The sequence below is a fragment of the Streptomyces sp. NPDC007872 genome (assembly GCF_042868165.1).
In the GTDB taxonomy this organism is placed as follows: Bacteria; Actinomycetota; Actinomycetes; order Streptomycetales; family Streptomycetaceae; genus Streptomyces.
The window spans coordinates 272939-290575 of record NZ_JBIAEA010000003.1; the positions used below are offsets into that span (position 1 = coordinate 272939).

Sequence of the window (17637 nt, forward strand, 5' to 3'; positions counted from 1 at the left end):
GACGGGACCGGAGCCCGGAACCGGGTTCCGAGGCCCGGAGCGTCAGTCCGCGTACGCCAGGACCAGCCACAGTGCCGTGAAGGGCAGCACGGATCCGGCGAGCAGGGTCAGCGCCGCCGGGGCCGCCGCCGTCAGCCGTTCCCGTCCCTTGCGCAGGCCCGAGCGGAACACCGCGCGGGCGAGGAGGAGCGGCAGCGCCAGGAGGGCGAGGAGGACCGCCGGCACCACGAACCGGCCGAACACGGTGGTCCCGGTGTCGGTGACCAGGTGCCGGGCGGTCGCGCCGAAGACCGCCACCGGGCCGGCGAGGAGACCGAGCGAGAGGGCCGACGCCACGGCGACGGTCAGCCCTTCGGTCGTCCGCTCGGTACGCGTACACTTCCTGCGCGCTTCCCCTGCGTGCGCTTCTCCTGCCCGAGCATGTCCCATGTCCGCGTCCCCCGGTGTCGCGGCCCGGCGCCGTCAGTGCCTCCGGGCCCTGCGGACGATGATCGCATGGTCCACCGGCCCTGATCCGGCGCTCCCTCAACCCAGTCGTACGACCGCCTTGTGGGTGGCCGCGAGGGTTCCCGGGGTGACGCGGAGCCGGAGCGCGGCGCCCGTGCCGAGGACCTGGACCGCCGGGTCCCGGGAGAGGACGGCGGAGACGGGGCGGTTCCACGTCAGGTCGATCGCCGCGCCGTCCCGGAGGGGGCCGGATACGCAGAGCGTGGCCGTGGTGCCCGACTCGCGGATCAGGACCGACGCGGGGGCGCCGGTCGTGACCTCGCCGACCGTGCCGGCGAACCAGAGGTTGACGCCGGTGAGGCCCAGGGAGGGGACGCGCACGCCCTGCTGGTCGTCGGTGTTGGCGAGGACGGTGACCCAGCCCCGGTCGGCCGCGCGGGCCGCCGTCCGCTCCCGGCTCGCCCCCGGCATGAGGACGTACGCGTACGTCGCCCGGGTCGGATCGGTGCCGTGGTCGAACCAGAGCGTCAGGTACCGGCGCGTGACCGGGTCGGTCACGGCGCCCAGGTTGATCTCCGACCACCGGCCCGTGCGCGCCTGGCGCAGGGCCTTGAGCGAGGAGGGCGCGCCGCCCGGGAAGACGTAGCCGGCGTGCCCCGCGAGGTGGGCCCAACGGGCCCCGGCGAGCGTGGCGTTCCAGCCGAGCTCCGTGGGCCGGGCGGTGCCGTCGACGGTGAGGGCGTGGACGCCGTTCTCGCCGAGGTTGCGGTTGTCGACGATCGACTCGACTCCGGTGCCGTCCCGGCCGTGGATCCCGGCGCCCAGGCAGACGATCGCGTCGTCGAGGAAGAACCAGGACTTCTTGGCGAGGAGCGTGGAGGAGAGCCCCTTCAGGTACTGTCCGACCGCCGCGTACGTGCCGTCCGTCGCCCCGCCGACCCAGCGGACGTCGGGCCGCGCGGCGCCCCAGGTGCCGCCCTCGCCGTCGGCGAGCGGCTTGCGGGAGGCGGTGGTGCCGGGCAGTCGGTAGGGATCGACGGTGGGCCAGAAGTCGTCGCTGTACTGCCCGTTGGCGAAGGTGTCGCCCCACCAGTAGAGCATCCCCGAACCGCTGTGCCAGGCGCGCAGGTTCTCGCCGTTGCCGTTCTCGTAGTACGTGATCCGCTTCGAGGCCATGGAGAGCGAGGCCGCCCAGCCCGGCCGCCGGTGCACGGCCCGGTCCATGCCGGGGAAGAGCCGGTGTCCGGTCGGCTCGGGGCTCGGCGCGGCCGGGCCGCCGGCGGTCTCCTCGAGGCGGGCGAGCGCGGCGACGCCGAGGGCGGGGCTCGTCAGGAGCGGGCTGTAGTGGTCGCGGGCGATCCAGCCCTTGACCATGCCTTCCCAGCGGGTCCTCTCGGCCGCCGAGGCGCTCCGCGCGAGCAGGGCGACGCAGGCGATGATCCCGTGGCCGCGCAGGTGGTCGTCCTGCCGGACGGCCCGGGTGTCGGTCTTCTGCACTCCCCGGCTGACCGCCCGGCCGGAGACGGCGTCCATGGCGAGGCCGTTGAAGAGGAAGGGCGCGTACGCCTTCTCGACCGAGTCGAGCACCACCTGCCGGCCGCTGTCGGTGACCTCCCAGGCGGAGCCCCTGAGGAGGGCGAAGAGCAGGGAGAGGCCACCGAGCATGACGGCCCCGTACGAACCGGCGTAGGGGACGTAGGTGTGCTGGACGAAGCTGCCGTCGGCGTAGAGGCCGTCGCCGGAGGTGACGTACGGGAAGACGGGCGAGAGCGCGTCGCGGGCCAGGGCGAGCTTCGCCGGGGTCTTCCCGAGGACGCCGCGCAGCGCGAGCACCCGGCAGAGGTCGACGCGGTTGGCGCCGGTGGAGGTGCCGGTGTAGTGCGCGACCGCGCTGTCGGGGACGAAGTGGTCGACGGCGGCGCAGTGTTCGGCGACGCGGGCGGCGCCGAGGTGGTCGTACAGCAGGACGTCGATGTCGAGCAGCGCCTGCGGAACGCCGATCTGCCAGGTGTACCAGTTGCCGTACCGCACCTGGCCCGCGTGGTACGCCTGGTCGTGGAGGTGGTCGAGGCCGGCGAGGATCTCGTCGCGCAGCCCGGTGTCGCCGGTGAGGCCGGTGCCGGGCTGGGCGTACGCCTCGGCGAGGGTGCGCAGCCTCGTGTAACCGGTCTGGAGGTTCCCGGAGTACGTGTACGACTCGGCGTCCGTGTCCGGCTCGGGGTCCGCGTAGGGAAGGTCCGGCCAGAGGGAGCCGTTCGCCGGTGCCATGGCGGCGCGCAGGTCGCGGGCTGTGGCGCCGAGTTCGGCCAGCTTGGCGGCGAAGGGCTCGGCGCCCGCGTCGAAGCCGGTGCCGAGGAGCAGGTCGCGCCAGGTCGGACGGAGGGTGTCGTAGGCGTCGGCGGCGTGCGCGGGGGCCGGCGCGGCGAGCGGAAGGGTGAGGGCGGCGGTGCCGAGAGCGGCACGGAGCAGACCTCGGCGGGAGAGGGAGGAAGCGGGTCCGGGGAAGGCGGGCCCAGCGGTGGGCGACGGGGATGACGGGGGCGATGCGGGCGATGAGGGCATGGCGAGGCAGACCTCTCGGGTGGACGCGGGGGAAGGTGCCCGGGCGAGCGCCCGGGGCGGCCCTGTGGCCGACAGCATGCCCGGGATAGAAAGCGATTACTACCCCTGGGGGAGGCGGGAGTTCCGTTCCGTGGGGGCAGCTCTCCCCGACCGGGGGCGGTCCTTCGGCGGGGCGGGGCCAGGCTGAGCGGGGCCGGTCGCCGGGCGAGCGAGGCGGGCCGTCGGGCGAACGGAGCAGGCCGTCAGGCGGGCGGAGCGAGCCGCCGGGCGAGGAGGGCAGGGCGCCGGGCGAGCAGCACAGGGCGTCAGGCGAGGGGAGCCGTGCTGTCGCGGGCGATGAGCCGCGGCAGCAGGAGGCGCCGGTGCGGCTCGGCGGGCCCGGCGGATCCGGTGGCGCCCGTGCCCCCGACCGCGTCGAGGAGCAGGGCGACGGCCTCGCGCGCCATCTCCCTCTTGGGCAGGGCGACGCTGGTGAGGGTGGGGCGGGCGAGCAGGCCTTCCGGCGTGTCGTCGTGGGCCACCACCGACAGGTCGTCCGGGATCGAGCGCCCCTGGGCCCGGGCGGCTTCGAGGGCTCCGACGGCGAGCACGTCGTGGGTGGCGAACAGCGCGGTCGCCGCCGGATGGGCCCTCAGGGCCTCCTCGGCCGCCGCGATCCCGCCCGTGAACGACGGCTCCGCGGCCGTGTGCACGGCGGTGTCGGGGACGTCCAGGCCGTCCTCGGCGAACGCGCGGCGGAAGCCGCTCACGCGCATCCCGTGGGCCGGGCTGGCGAGGACGGCCACCTTCTCGTGGCCGAGTGCGCGCAGGTGTCGTCCGGCGAGGTGGCCGCCGTGCTCGTAGTCGATGGTGACCACGGGGAAGCGCGCGGGGGCCCGGGTCTCCCAGGCGCACAGGACGACGGGGAAGCGGGCGCGGGACAGCAGCGGCAGGTGGCCGGTCAGCCCCTCGTCGCCCGCGATGAGGAGGGCGTCGACGGACCGGCTGGTCAGCCCGGCGAGGTGCCTCCTGGCGCGCTCCCCGTCCCGGCGGGTGGTGCACAGGAGCAGGCGGTAGCCGCGTTCGTCGAGGACGTCCTCGGCCTCTTCGGCCAGTTCCGCGTAGAAGGCGGTCGAGACGGTCGGGACGAAGAGCCCCACCGTGCGCGTGCTGCCGGTGGCGAGCGAGCGGGCCACCAGGTTGGGGACGTAACCGAGTTCGGCGATGGCCTCGCGGACCCGGGCTTCGGTGGCGGGCCGTACGGCGACCCGGCCGGAGAGGACGTTGGAGACCGTCTGCTTGGTGACGCCGGCACGGTCGGCCACGTCCTGCATCGTCGCCATGCCCACCTCGTCCTTGCCGGTCACGAGCGGTTGCAAGCTACTGCGGGGAAGCGGGCCCGTCAATGCCCGCGCCACGGGTTCCGGGAAAAGCGGTGCTTCCGCTCCAAGGCTCTTGTTTTACCGGTCAAATGAGCCGTACGGTCCACCCAGCCGACGGCGGCCGGGGCTCGGAGCCGTCGGTGCGGCGCGTCCGTCGCACCGCGCACCACACCGCACCGCACCGCACTCCCGAAGCTCCCGGACCGCGGGAATCCCGGTCGCCGCTCCCCCATCCCCACGGCGCACCGCACACGACCACCGTCCTCAAGGACGCCCCCCACCAGGAGCCGTCCCCTCTCGGCTCCCCCCGATCAAGGAGTACTCGTGACCACTCCTCGAACCAGACTCGCCGGAGCCCTCGCCGCCGCCGTGCTGGCCCTCGCGGGCGGCAGCGCGCTGAAGGCGCCCACGGCCGTCGCCGCACCGGCCGGCGCCTCCGCCTCCGCCTCGTACACCGTCACCGTCGGTGCCAAGGGATCCTGGACCCATCCCGACGACACGCCCGCCGGTACGTACATCGACAAGGACGGCACGTTCTACTTCCAGCAGGCCCACGCCCTCTACGGCGCGGACGACCCGCGGAAGTGGAGCTTCTTCACCGGCACCGACTTCGACACCGCCACCCGGTCGAGCGCCCTCAGCGACGCGGTCGACCCGGCCAACCCCGACGACCGCAACAACGACACGACGTGGCGCTGCGACAACAGCCCGACCGGCGTGCGGTCCACCCGGGCCCCTTCGACGGGCTCCTACGCCCACCGCAACTACTGCGACCTGGCGGGCGTGTGGGTCGATCCCGACACGGGCGACTGGTACGGCCTCGTGCACAACGAGTTCACCCCGCAGCCCTTCGGCGACGGCGTGCACTTCGACGGCATCGACTACGCCGTCTCCAGGGACCGGGGCCGCACGTGGACCATCGAGGACCACGTCATCACCTCGCCGTACAGCACCGAACGCGGGGACACCACCGCCTTCCCGCAGCAGACCTACCACTACGGCACCGGTGACCCGAGGCTGTTCGTCGACACCGGCTCCGGTTACTTCTACGTCTTCTACGGCTCCCGGATCGTGAACAAGGGAGGCGGCTGGGCCGCGTTCCACGGGCACGTCGCCCGGGCCCCGATCTCGGGGAAGATGGCGCCCTCCTCCTGGCGGAAGTGGTACGGCGGAGCCTGGTCCCAGCCCGGCACGGGAGGCCGCGAGAGCACCATGGTCCCGGTCGGCTCCGGCAGCACGACGGGGTACGTACCGGCGTCGAAGGAGTACGACCCCGCCAACGGCGGCAGCGTGAGCCAACAGGTGGCCGCGGGCCTGATGCCCCCGACGTCCCCGCTGTTCGTCATGGACATCACCTACAACGCCCACCTCGGCCTCTACATCGGCCAGCCGCAGGCGGTCGACCAGAGCGGCGGCGCCCCCCAGGAGATCTACGCCACCGCCGACCTGACCACCCAGAAGTGGTTCCGGCTCGGCGACACCGGTGCCTACAGGAACGCCTCCTGGTACCGGTGGTTCCTCGACGGCGGCAACAGGACCGGTTCCGGGATCGTCGGCAGGAGCTTCCGCTCGTACTGCTCCTTCGGCTGCTCCGGCGGGGCCAGTGGCGAGTACGTGAACCTGACGATCGACACGACCGGGCCCGCCGCGCCGGTCGACACCTCCAAGGCCTACCGCGTCTCCGGCGCCGGCGGCCGCGTCCTGGCCCAGGTCTCCGGCGGTTCGGCCACCACCTCGCTCGCCGCCGCCACCGGGTCCGGCCTCGACGCGTGGACCTTCGCGTCCAACGGCGACGGCTCCTACCGCATCGCCAACTCCGCCACGGGGCACCTGCTCGGCGTGAGCAGCGCCTCCACCGCCAACCGCGCCTGGGGCACCAGGCCCACGGCCACCGCGGCCGGGTCCGGCGGGCCCGACGTCGGCCGGCAGTGGTTCGTCGTCCGCGGCACCTCGCCCGCCGACGGCACCGCCACCGGCACGTACAGACTGGTCAACCGTTACAGCGGCCTCGTCATCGGCCTCTCCGCCGACTCCGGGCGCCTCGCCGAGACCACCCCGGCCCGCAGTTGGACCGACACCACCGGCAACCCGGTCGGCGGCGCCCGCACGGCCGCCGAGCAGACCCTGACCCTGACACCGGTCGCCCAGGCCCCCGAGACGGTGACGGTCGGCAGCCCGGGTGACCGGTCGACCCTGCTGAACCAGGCCGTCTCCCTCCAGTTGGAGGCCGTCGACTCCCTGGGGAAGCCCCTGATCTTCGGCGCCACGGGCCTTCCCGCCGGTCTGGGCATCAGCGCCGCCGGTCTGATCACCGGCACCCCCGCCGCGGCGGGGACGTCGACGGTCACCGTCACCGCGTCCTCCGGCACCGCGTCCGGCTCGACGACCTTCACCTGGGCGGTCACGGCCTCCTTCGACGGGGTCCACACCCTCACCGCCGCGGGCAAGGCGCTCGACAACCCCGACCACGGCACCACCGCCGGCACCCGGCTCGTCACCTGGACGCCGACCGGCGGCGCCAACCAGCGCTGGACCTTCACCCGGCGGTCCGACGGCACCTACGAACTCAAGAACGCCGAGTCCGGCCTGTGCGCCGACGTCGAGGGCGGCTCCACCGGTGCCGGCGCGAGGATCATCCAGTGGACCTGTACCGGTGGGGCCAACCAGCGCTGGTCCCTCACCCGGCGGTCCGACGGCACCCACACCGTCGCCTCCGCGGCGAGCGGCCTGGTCCTGACCACCGCCTCCTCCACCGACGGGGCGTCCGTCACCCAGCAGCCCGACACGGGCGGCACGCTCCAGCGGTGGACCGTCGGCTGACGCCGCCGCGACCGTGAACGACCGGCCGGGATCCCGTGCGGCACACGGGGTCCCGGCCGGTCCTCTCGCGCGTCGACGCACTCGACGCGAAGGGACCGTCGCCCGTTCGCGGGGCCCGTGCCACGCCCGGAGGACATGCACCTGAGAGACACGTGTCCGAAAGACATGCGCTCGAAGGGGCGTGCGTCCTCGTTGAACCCGACGACACCCCGAACTCCCCTTCCCGGAGGCCGTCATGTGGCCCTTGCCCGCCGTTCTTCCCGCCCTGTTCCCCTCCCGCCGACCGAGGAGGGCCCGTTGAGCGGGGCCGGGCGGCACACGGTGCCGGTGGACGTGCACCTGATCGCCGTCCGCGACGGGGAGAGGGGGCCGGAAGTCCTGCTGTCGAGACGGTCCGGCACCGTCTACGCCGCGGGCCACTGGCACTTCCCCTCCGGTCACGTCGACGGACCCGCCGAGGACGTCGTCACCGCGCTCGTCCGCGAGACGCGGGAGGAGACGGGCCTGGTCGTGGATCCGGACGACGTGCGCGCCGCGGTCACCGTGCACCACCGTTCCCCGGACGGACGCGCACGGGTCGGATTCTTCTTCGAGGTCCGCCGCTGGTCCGGAACACCGGAGGTCATGGAGCCCGAGGTGTGCGACGGCATGGGCTGGTTCCCGCTCGACGCCCCGCCGGAACCGATGGTCGCCTACTGCCGCGCCGGCCTCGACGCGTACCGGACCGGCGTCGGGCTCGCGCTGCACTTCCAGGAGCCGGGCGACCCGATCGGCCACGCCCCGGCCGCGGACCGGCTCCGCGTCGTCCCCCGGTCGACCGGCCCCGGCACCCCGGAGACGCCGCACCCCGCACGAAGCGTCGACATGCGCGAAACTCCCCGTTCCGTGCACGATCCTGCTTAGAACTCCCTCTCAACGAGCACCTATTGACACACACCCGATCGCCCCGTCAGAGTCGTCACGCGTCCGCTGCCGCATGTCGTACGTACCGAGGAGCGATGAACCCATGTCACAACTCCCCGCAGTCTCGCGCCGCCTGCTCCTGGGAGGCGCCCTGGCCACCACCGGGGTCCTGGCGGCCGGGGCGGGAGCCGCCCCCGACGCGGCCGCGGCGGTGACGGCCGCGGCCGTGCCGCGCCGGAAGCCGGGTCAGAAGTCCATGATCGACGTGCCCTACGACGTCCACCGGACGGTGCGCGTCGGTGTGATCGGACTGGGCAACCGGGGTTCCGGCATGACCACGGGCTGGTCCGTCGTCCCCGGCTGTACGGTCACCGCCGTCTGCGACGTGCGCGCCGACCGCGTCAAGCGGGTCGCGGACGGCCTGGTCGCCGCCGGGAGGCCCCGCCCCGCCGAGTACGGCGGCTCGGCCGACTCGTACGCGCGGATGCTGCGGCGCGACGACGTTGACCTCGTCTACATCGCCACGCCCTGGGAGTTCCACTACCCCCAGGGCAGGGCCGCGCTGCTCGCCGGCAAGCACGTCGTCGTCGAGCTGCCCGTCGCCACGGAGCTCGACGAGCTGTGGGACCTCGTCGACACCTCCGAGCGCACCCGCAGGCACCTGATGCTCTCGGAGAACTGCAGCTACGGCCGCAACGAGCTGGCCATGCTCAAGATGGCGCACGAGGGGCTGTTCGGCGACATCACGAACGGGCACGGCGGCTACCTGCACGACCTGCGCGAGCTGCTGTTCTCCGACACGTACTACACCGACGCGTGGCGCCGGCTGTGGCACACCCGGAGCACCGCCTCCTTCTACGCCATGCACGGCCTCGCGCCGATCGCCGCGGCCATGGACATCAACCGGGGCGACCGCATGACCACCCTGCGCGCCACGGCGACCGAGCCGAAGGGCCTGGCCGACTACCGGGCGCGGTTCGTGCCGAGGAACCACCCCTCCTGGAAGGAGACCTACGTCAACGGCGACCTGGTCACCTGTCTGATCGAGACGGCCAGGGGCCGGGTCATCCGCGCCGAGCACGACGTGAGCTCTCCCCGGCCCTACAGCCGGATCAACTCCCTCGCCGGCAGCAGGGGCATCTTCGAGGACTACGCGGGCGTGCTGTCGACCGACGGCGGACGCGTCTACGTCGAGCCGGACCACAGCGGGCACTCCTGGCGGGACTTCGGCTCCTACCGCAAGGAGTTCGACCACTGGCTGTGGAAGAAGATCGGGGACGACGCGGAGAACAACGGCGGTCACGGCGGCATGGACTACGTCCTGCAGTGGCGAACGGTCCAGCTCATGCGGGCGGGCCTGGTGCCCGACATCGACGTCTACGACTCGGCGGCCTGGTGCGCCCCCGTCCCCCTGAGTGTCATGTCCCTGGCAGCGAAGGGGCGCCCCGTGCAGATACCGGACTTCACCCGGGGCGCCTGGGTCAACCTCCGTACGGGTCTCGACTCGCGCGCCACCGAGATGCCCCCCGTCGCCTGACACCGCCTCCACCCCCGCCTCCACCTCCGCCGCGAAGGAGCAGTACGTGAGACCAGCAGGACCGATCGGATCGCTCGGGACCCTCGTCGTGGCGGGCGCGCTCGCGCTCCTCCCCCTCGCGGACGCGACCGCCGCCCCCACGACGATCCCGGCCTCGGCCCCGGCGACGGCGAGCGCCGCGGCCACCGCCGTGACGATCTCCCCCGTCGACCTGGACGGGCCGGCCGTCTCGACGGTGAGGGTGACCGTCACGAACCCGGGACCGGAGCGGATGCGCTCGCTGAAGGTGTCCTTCGCGGGGCCGGCCGGCTGGGACGTGCAGCCCTCGGCCGTCCCGGTGGACGGCTCCCTGGCCACGGGCGCCTCCGCCGAGGCCACCTTCCGGATCCGGGTGCCGGAGCGGCGCCCCGGCTTCACCGTCCGTACGTTCACCGCGACCGCGACCTACCGGGGCGGCGACGGAGCCGGGTCCGCCACCGGGACCAGGACGCAGCACAGCGGCACTCCCCTGGCGAACCTGGCCGCCGCGTACAACAACGTGGGGGTGACCGACGAGAGCGACACGGGGCCCGGGAACTACGACGGCGAGGGCAACAGCTTCTCCGCGCAGAAGCTCGCCGACGCCGGACTGCGCCCCGGCGGGACCGTCGACGTCCTGGGCGCCGAGCTGCGCTGGCCGGACGTGCCGAGCGGGTCCAGGAACAACGTCTCCGCCGCGGGCCAGGCCGTCGCCCTGAGCGGTACGGGCTCCCGGCTCGTCTTCCTCGGCTCGGGCGTCACGAGCGGGGCGTCGGGCACCGCGACCGTGTACTACACGGACGGAACGAGCGGCACCGGCTCGTTCGGGTTCCCGAACTGGTCGTTCGATCCGGCGAACGCCCACGGGGCGACCCTGGTGGCGTCGAGCGACGGGCGCAACCGTCCCGGCGGATACGGCAACGCCGGCATCGCGTACCGCGTCTTCGCCCACTCGATCCCCCTCGACCCGACCAAGCGGGTGGAGTTCGTGGTGCTGCCGGGCAACGGCACCATCCACCTCTTCGACCTGGCCATCGGGCGGTGAGGGGCGCCGCGGCCGTTCATTAGGGTGATCCCATGCCTGCCATGCTGAGTTCATCGAAAACCGCCGCCGCGCTGCGCACGGCAGCACGCGTCTCCGCCGAGTCGCTGCTGGTCCTGCTGATGGCGGCGGTGGCCCTGTGGATCCTGGGCCGCATGTGGTCGGTCGTCTGGCCGCTCATAGTGGCCCTGTTCCTCACCACCATGACCTGGCCCCTCGCCCGCTTCCTGCGGAGGCGCGGGTGGGCGCCCGCCCTGGCCGCGACCGTGGTCACCGTCCTCTTCCTCGTGGTCGTCGCGGGCATCGTGGCGCTGATCGCGGTGCCGGTCGCGTCCCAGTCCGGCGAACTGGCCGACGGCGTGGTCGAGGGGATCCAGAGGCTGCGCGAGTGGGCCGCCGGGCCGCCGCTGAACATCGGCGACGACCAGATCTCCGGCGCCTTCGACGCCGCGGTCGCACGGGTCCAGGACAGCGTCGGCAGCATGGTCACCACCGTCGTCACGGGCGTGAGCACCGTGTTCAACGGTCTCGTCACGGCCGTCTTGGCGCTCTTCCTGATGTTCTTCTTCCTCAAGGACGGCCCGCGCTTCCTGCCGTGGCTCACCCGCCAGCTCCCCGGCCGCCTCGCCACCGACGTCCCCGTCGTGGCCGAGCGCGGCTGGGAGACGCTGGGGGCGTTCGTACGTTCGCAGGCGTTCGTCGGTCTGCTCGACGCCGTGTTCATCGGCCTGGGCCTGTGGTTCCTCGACGTGCCCCTGGTGCTCCCCCTGGCCGTGCTGACCTTCGTCTCCGCGTTCGTGCCGATCGTGGGAGCCCTGTTCGCGGGTCTTGTCGCGGTGCTCATCGCGCTGGTGTCGAACGGTCTGACGGACGCGCTGCTCGTGCTCGCGATCATCGTCGTGGTGCAGCAGTTGGAGGGCAACGTGTTCCAGCCCATGATCCAGAGCCGCGGCCTCGGTCTGCACGCGGCGGTCGTGCTCCTCGCGGTGACGCTGGGCGGCAGCCTGGCCGGCATCGTGGGCAGCCTCCTCGCGGTGCCCGCGGCCGCGCTGGTCGCGGTGGTCTGGAACTACCTGCGCGAACAGCTCGCCGCTCCCCCGCGGGAACCGGACGCCGACGGTCCGGACGCCGACGGTCCGGACCTGGACGGCCCGCGCGCCACCGCCGCCGTGCCGTCGTAGGACGCGCTCCGGACCCGGGCCGGCGGTGTCTCGAAACGTTCCCCGTCGTCACCCGTAAGTTGAGGTGATGGACGGATCACCGGACCGCCCGCCGGGTCCGGCGCCACAATGCGCGCATGGACGAACACTGGAAGCGACGACTCGACGACGTACGCGCGGGGATGGTGCGGGAGGGTGATCCCGTCGCCTGGGTGACCGAGGCCGACGCCGTCGAGGCCTCCGTACGGTATCCGCGGCTCGCCGTGCGCGGCGCGCTGTTCGGGGTGGCGGCACGGGAGGCGGGGGCGGACGCCCCGTGGCGGGTGGTGATGCCGTTGCAGGACGGGATGCCGCAGCAGAGCCGGGACGGCCTGCAGTCGAAGTTCTTCTTCTGGGCCAAGGACGACACCGACGACCCAGAGGTGCGGCGCGAACTCCTCGCGGCCGTCCGCGTCCTCGAACGGGAGCCGGTCGACGAACTCGTCGTGCTGGGCACGACCTACCGGATCGTGCGGGGCGACGAGGTCGCGCGCACGGGCGACGACGGCCTCGAACCGCCGCGCCCCACCGATCCGGAGCCGGTCTTCCGGGTCTGGGAGCGGCAGCGCGGCGCCCGCCGCTGCCTCGACACCGGCACCGTCCTCGATCCGGAGAAGGTGCGCGGGCTCATGGCCGAGGCCCTGCGGATCGGGCTGCGGGAGTTCCACTACGTCGGGAAGCGCTACCCCGCCGCCGTCCGGGCCGACTCCCGCGAGGCGGTCACCACCCATCCGGACATCGCCATGCTGCCCGTCGGCTTCGGCATCGTGGAGCGCTCCGGCGGCCTCTGGCAGCCGGTCGGCTCCCTGGCGCCGACCCCGCACGAGGCGCGGCGGGACCTGTACGACGACCTCACCGACCTGTGGGCCCTGTTGTACCAGTGGGACGACGAGAAGCGGGAGCGGTACCGGCGGGCCGGTGAGCTGTTCCGGGCCGCCGAGCGCGCCGACGAGGTACGGGTGGAGGGCCGGGAGTTCCGGATCTGCCGCGTGGAGCGGATGGTCCGCTTCGGCCCCGACGGTCCCGAGGGGCCGCGCCCCTCGGACATCGACGAGTACGGGCCGACGAAGATGCACCCGCGCATGGACGAGGACGGCACGCTGCACTACGAGGAGGACGAGGAGGCGTAGGGACGAGTCCCGCGGCCGTGGCGCCCCCGGCCGGTGACGCCCGGACCGCGCGTGGCACCCCCGGCCGGTGACGTACGGGCCGCGTTCCCGTGCCCGGACGGGGAGCCGTTCCCGCCGGGCACGGATACGGCCAATCGGAGCGGCGCCCTCCGTCCGCGGGGGCGCCGCTCCGCGAAAAGCCCGTGGGAGCTGCGACGGAGCGCGATCCGGGGTGCCGGTGCGCCGCCGGTGTCGTACAAGCATCGCCCGGCCGTCACGGAGCCGTCACACCGCCGTCGTCGTCCCATCGAACGCGCCGACCTCAGGACGGCCTGAACCCGTACGGTTCGACTCCCCTCCCCCGCACCGGCGTTGATCACGCCTTTTCCACCTCACATACTGCGCTGGCCGGCGGCGGGCGCCCTCGCGCCCCGACCGGAAACGATCGATCCACCCCATCCCGAACCCCCTGGGGGAGACTTGCGCGCACATGTGAAGAGAGCAGGCGCCTTCACCGTCGCGGCGGCCGCTTCGCTGGCCCTGACGACAGGCACGACCGGCCCCGCGACGGCGATCGCCGGACATGCGACGGCCGCACCGGACGTCACCCGCGTCGGCGGCGACCAGCGGATCCCGCTCGTCACCGGCGACCGCGTGGTGGTGGACGACACCGGCCGGATGGTGGGCTTCGAGTCCGCCGAGGGCCGCGCACACATACCCGTGGAGATACGGCGCACCGGGGACCACACCCTGGTGGTGCCCGCCGACGCGCAGCGCCTGATCGCCACGGGCAGGCTGGACGAGCGGCTCTTCGACCTCGACGTGCTCACCGACCCGAGGCTGCGCGAGAGCCACCGCGACGGGCTCAAGCTGATCGTGCAGTACGAAGGGGGCGCCACCGCCGCCGCACGGGCCGGGGTGCGCACGGCCGGCGAGACCCGGCTGCGGCGCACGTTCCCGACCCTCGGCGCCGACGCGGTCCGCGCCTCGCGGGACGACCTGGCCGAGGTGTGGGAGGCGCTGACCGACCGGCGGAAGGACGGCGTGCGCGCCACCGCCTCCGGCATCGGCAGGGTGTGGCTGGACGGGGTGCGCGGCGCGAGCCTGGACCGCAGCGTCCGGCAGATCGGCGCCGACCGGGCCTGGGAGTCCGGTTACGACGGTACGGGCGTGAGGATCGCGGTCCTCGACACCGGCGTCGACAAGACCCACGAAGACCTGAGGACGCGGGTGGTGGGCGAGAAGAACTTCTCCGCCTCCCCCGACGCCGTGGACCGCGTCGGGCACGGCACGCACGTCGCGTCGATCGCCGCCGGCACCGGTGCCAAGTCCGGCGGCCGGTACAAGGGCGTCGCCCCCGGCGCCGAGCTGATCAGCGGGAAGGTCCTCGACGACGAGGGCTACGGGGACGACTCCGCCGTCGTCGCCGGCATGGAGTGGGCCGCCGCCGAGGGCGCGGACGTGATCAACCTCAGCCTCGGCGGCACCGACAGCCCCGGCGTCGACCCGCTGGAGGCGACGATCGACAGGCTGTCCGCCGAGAAGGGCGTCCTGTTCGCCGTCGCGGCGGGCAACGAGGGCGAGAGCGGCGGGTCGACGGTGGGCTCGCCGGGCAGCGCGGACGCCGCGCTGACCGTCGGCGCGGTCGACCGGGACGACCGGCTCGCGCCCTTCTCCGGCACCGGGCCGCGCGTCGGCGACGGCGCGGTCAAGCCGGACGTGACCGCGCCCGGCGTCGCCATCACCGCTGCCGCCGCCCCCGGCAGCGCCCTCGACACCCGCCCCGGCACCCCGCACCCCGCTCCGGGGTATCTCCAGATCGACGGCACCTCCATGGCGACCCCGCACGTCGCGGGCGCGGCCGCGATCCTGAAGCAGCGGCACCCGGACTGGAAGTCCGCCGAGCTCAAGGGCGCGCTGGTCGCGTCCGCCGAGGGCGGCGGCCACACGGCCTTCCAGCAGGGCTCGGGCCGCGTCCGGGTCGACCGGGCGCTGTCCCAGAGCGTGATCGCCGAACCGGTCTCGCTGAACCTCGGCACGGCGCGGTGGCCCCACGCCGACGACCGGCCCCTCACCGGGAAGGTCGTCTACCGCAACCTCGGGGCCGACGACGTCACCCTCGACCTGTCGGTGTCCGGCCTGGACCCGGCGGGCAAGCCGGCCCCGGCCGGGTTCTTCGCGCTCGGCTCCCCGCGACTGACCGTGCCCGCAGGCGGCACGGCCGGGGTGGACCTCGTCGCCGACACCAGGATCGGTGACGTCGACGGCGCCTTCTCGGGCTACGTCACCGCCACCGGCGCGGGGCAGTCCGTCCGTACGGCCGCGGTGGCCGTACGGGAGGCGGAGTCCTACGACCTCACGTTCCGGGCCGTCGGCCGCGACGGCGCCGACGCGCGGAACTTCTCCAGCACCCTGCTCGGCGTCGGCGGCCCCGCCGCGGGCTTCCAGGCCTTCGTCACCGACGAGCCGGGCGCCCACACGATCCGGGTGCCCAAGGGCTCGTACACCTTCAACACGGCCGTCTACCAGGACCCTTCGGACTTCGGCAAGGGCACCGACTGGATCGCCCGGCCGAAGCTGGACGTCACCGGCGACACCACGGTCGTCGCCGACGCGCGCACCACGAAGCCGGTGACCCTCACCGTGCCGGGCATCGACGGGGCGGATTACGCGGGGACGTACTACGAGCGCGCCACCGACATCGGCCGGGTCGGCAGCGGCTGGGTCCTCAGGGGCTTCACCGGCTTCCGCACCGCCCACGCGGGCCCGGCCGTCACCGACGGCTCGCTCCTGCAGACCTGGGACGCGCACTTCCTCGAGGACGCCACGAGCCAGTACGCGGTGGCCTTCGGCGGCAAGGTGAGCAGGGTCGCGACCGGGTACACCAAGCACGTGCGGGCGGGCGAGCTGGCCACGCTGAAGGTCGGCCTCGGCGCCTCCGCTCCGGGGAAGTCCGCCCTCGCCTCCCCGTACGCCCACCTTCCCGGCGCACCGGAGGGCAACGGGTTCTCCGCGCCGCAGCCGACGCCGGGCACGCGCACCTTCCACGTCTCCACCGGCGACGGGGTCACGTGGCTCACCCGGTTCAACCAGACCGGCGAGCCGGACGAGTGGGGTCACCCGGCCTTCGAGGGGGCCTACGAGATGGTCCGGCCGAAGCGCTACGAGGCCGGCGGGACGTACCGGGAGACGTTCAACACCGGGGTCTTCGGCCCCCTCCTGGGCGAGGGCATGGGCGTCTTCCGCACCGCCCCCGACCCGGACACGGGCGAGCAGCGGCTCGTCGGCGCCCTGCCGCTGCTCGCCGACGGCGAGGGCCACGCGGGAAGCACGCGCTACACCTCGGCCACGTCGACGCTGTACCGCGACGGCGTCGAGGTCGGCCGGAACGACGACCCGCTGAGCGGCTCGCGGCCCTTCACCGTCGACGCCGCCGACGCCGAGTACCGGCTGACGGCCTCCGTGGAACGCCCGGCGGACGTCGCCGCGGCCTCCACCCGGGTCGACGCCGGCTTCACGTTCCGCTCGAAGCAGGTCGCGGCCACCACCGCCCTGCCGGTGTCGACGGTCCGCTTCGCGCCCCCCGTCGATCTCGCCTCGCGCCTCCCCGCGGGCGTTCCCGTCCTGGTGCCGGTGACCGTGCAGGGCGCGGCGGCCGGCGGGAACCTCAAGGCGCTCGCCGTGTCGGTGAGTCACGACGACGGGAAGTCCTGGAAGTCCGTGGAGGTCCGGGGCGGCCGGATCTCCGTGAAGAGTCCGGCGAAGGGCGGCGGCATCGCCCTCTCCGCCGAGGTCACGGACAAGCAGGGCAACACGTCGACCCTGACGATCCACAACGCGTGGTACGGCAAGTGACGCCGGCCGCCTGACCGTTCCGTCCCGGCCCGGTGTCACCGCCTCGGGCGGCACCGGGCCGGAGTGCGTCCGCGCCCGGCTCCTCCGCCGCCACCACGACCTGGTACGCGTCCTCGTAGAGGACCCTGCCGGGGTTCGGGGACTCCAGGCGGTGGCACTCGACGCCGTGGGCGGCGAGGAGTTCCAGGTAACCGTCCACGCGCTCGATGAGGTGCCGGGCGGACGCCTTGAACCAGGCGACGGCACCCGGATGCAGCCGGGGGTCGTACACGGCGGGGTCCACGTGGGTCGGATTGGGGTAGTTGGCGTCGTACCAGTCGTTGCCGGCCCTCCAGAACCGGTACTGCTCGTCGGTCAGCCTGCCTTGTGCCGCCAGCTCGTTGGCGAGCACGAAGACGCCGGGGAAGTGTCCCCGCGGATGCCTCACCACTCCTTGGAACCGGACGAACGAGGTCTGTTCCACGGGTCCCTCCCCTTCGCGGTCGGACCAGCACCCTAACCGGCGCCCTGCCGTGAGCGTGTCCGGGCCGTACCGGGCTTCTCCTCCGAAGGGGCGGCCCGTCGAAGAACCTCGCGCGTTCAGGGGTTGAACACACAGGGGCCTCGCCGAGGTCTCGCGAGGGGAGCCGCGCAGGTTTCAGTCGTTGTCCGCGTTGACTCTTGACGACGCGACGGGCTGACGGTTGACTCGCCCGCACCGCGCTGAGAGCGCTCCCAAAGCGGTCCCGGCAGCGATGTCGTTCCTCGACGCGGAGTCCCCCGGTCGCGAGCCGCGTTCGTGAAG

The 17637-nt window shown here is 73.5% G+C and carries 11 protein-coding genes; 7 read left to right on the plus strand and 4 right to left on the minus strand.

Annotated features, from left to right (window positions below; genetic code table 11):
* Nucleotides 1-42: 42 nt before the first annotated feature.
* The 3 genes from ACFYNX_RS11670 to ACFYNX_RS11680 form a co-directional block, all read right to left on the minus strand.
* Nucleotides 43-336: a hypothetical protein gene (locus ACFYNX_RS11670; RefSeq protein WP_388660358.1), complete on the minus strand. Its 294-nt coding sequence runs from the start codon at nucleotides 334-336 to the stop codon at nucleotides 43-45.
* Nucleotides 337-525: 189 nt separating this feature from the next.
* Nucleotides 526-3009, minus strand: coding sequence for a polysaccharide lyase 8 family protein (locus ACFYNX_RS11675; RefSeq protein ID WP_388660361.1), 2484 nt, complete (start codon nucleotides 3007-3009; stop codon nucleotides 526-528).
* A 305-nt stretch (nucleotides 3010-3314) separates the two neighbouring features.
* Nucleotides 3315-4355 (minus strand): LacI family DNA-binding transcriptional regulator, encoded by a 1041-nt coding sequence (locus ACFYNX_RS11680; protein ID WP_365547955.1) that lies wholly within the window; start codon nucleotides 4353-4355, stop codon nucleotides 3315-3317.
* Between the two features lie 339 nt (nucleotides 4356-4694).
* On the opposite strand from ACFYNX_RS11680, the gene ACFYNX_RS11685 reads away from it, so the two are divergent.
* From ACFYNX_RS11685 to ACFYNX_RS11715, 7 genes are all read left to right on the plus strand, one after another.
* Nucleotides 4695-7190, plus strand: coding sequence for an RICIN domain-containing protein (locus tag ACFYNX_RS11685; RefSeq protein ID WP_388660364.1), 2496 nt, complete (start codon nucleotides 4695-4697; stop codon nucleotides 7188-7190).
* 297 nt (nucleotides 7191-7487) lie between these two features.
* Nucleotides 7488-8093, plus strand: coding sequence for an NUDIX domain-containing protein (locus tag ACFYNX_RS11690; RefSeq protein ID WP_365547948.1), 606 nt, complete (start codon nucleotides 7488-7490; stop codon nucleotides 8091-8093).
* 103 nt (nucleotides 8094-8196) lie between these two features.
* Nucleotides 8197-9630, plus strand: coding sequence for a Gfo/Idh/MocA family protein (locus ACFYNX_RS11695; protein ID WP_388660367.1), 1434 nt, complete (start codon nucleotides 8197-8199; stop codon nucleotides 9628-9630).
* Nucleotides 9631-9676: 46 nt separating this feature from the next.
* The gene (locus tag ACFYNX_RS11700; RefSeq protein ID WP_388660370.1) at nucleotides 9677-10693 is read left to right on the plus strand and encodes an NEW3 domain-containing protein; all 1017 of its coding nucleotides are present in this window, start codon (nucleotides 9677-9679) and stop codon (nucleotides 10691-10693) included.
* 32 nt (nucleotides 10694-10725) lie between these two features.
* Nucleotides 10726-11871, plus strand: coding sequence for an AI-2E family transporter (locus tag ACFYNX_RS11705; protein WP_388660373.1), 1146 nt, complete (start codon nucleotides 10726-10728; stop codon nucleotides 11869-11871).
* A 116-nt stretch (nucleotides 11872-11987) separates the two neighbouring features.
* Nucleotides 11988-13019, plus strand: coding sequence for a DUF5954 family protein (locus ACFYNX_RS11710; protein WP_388660376.1), 1032 nt, complete (start codon nucleotides 11988-11990; stop codon nucleotides 13017-13019).
* Nucleotides 13020-13490: 471 nt separating this feature from the next.
* Nucleotides 13491-16853 (plus strand): S8 family serine peptidase, encoded by a 3363-nt coding sequence (locus tag ACFYNX_RS11715; protein WP_388660378.1) that lies wholly within the window; start codon nucleotides 13491-13493, stop codon nucleotides 16851-16853.
* On the opposite strand, the gene ACFYNX_RS11720 is transcribed toward ACFYNX_RS11715, so the two are convergent.
* Nucleotides 16792-17316 (minus strand): hypothetical protein, encoded by a 525-nt coding sequence (locus ACFYNX_RS11720; RefSeq protein ID WP_388660380.1) that lies wholly within the window; start codon nucleotides 17314-17316, stop codon nucleotides 16792-16794. The genes ACFYNX_RS11715 and ACFYNX_RS11720 overlap by 62 nt on opposite strands.
* Nucleotides 17317-17637: the final 321 nt, after the last annotated feature.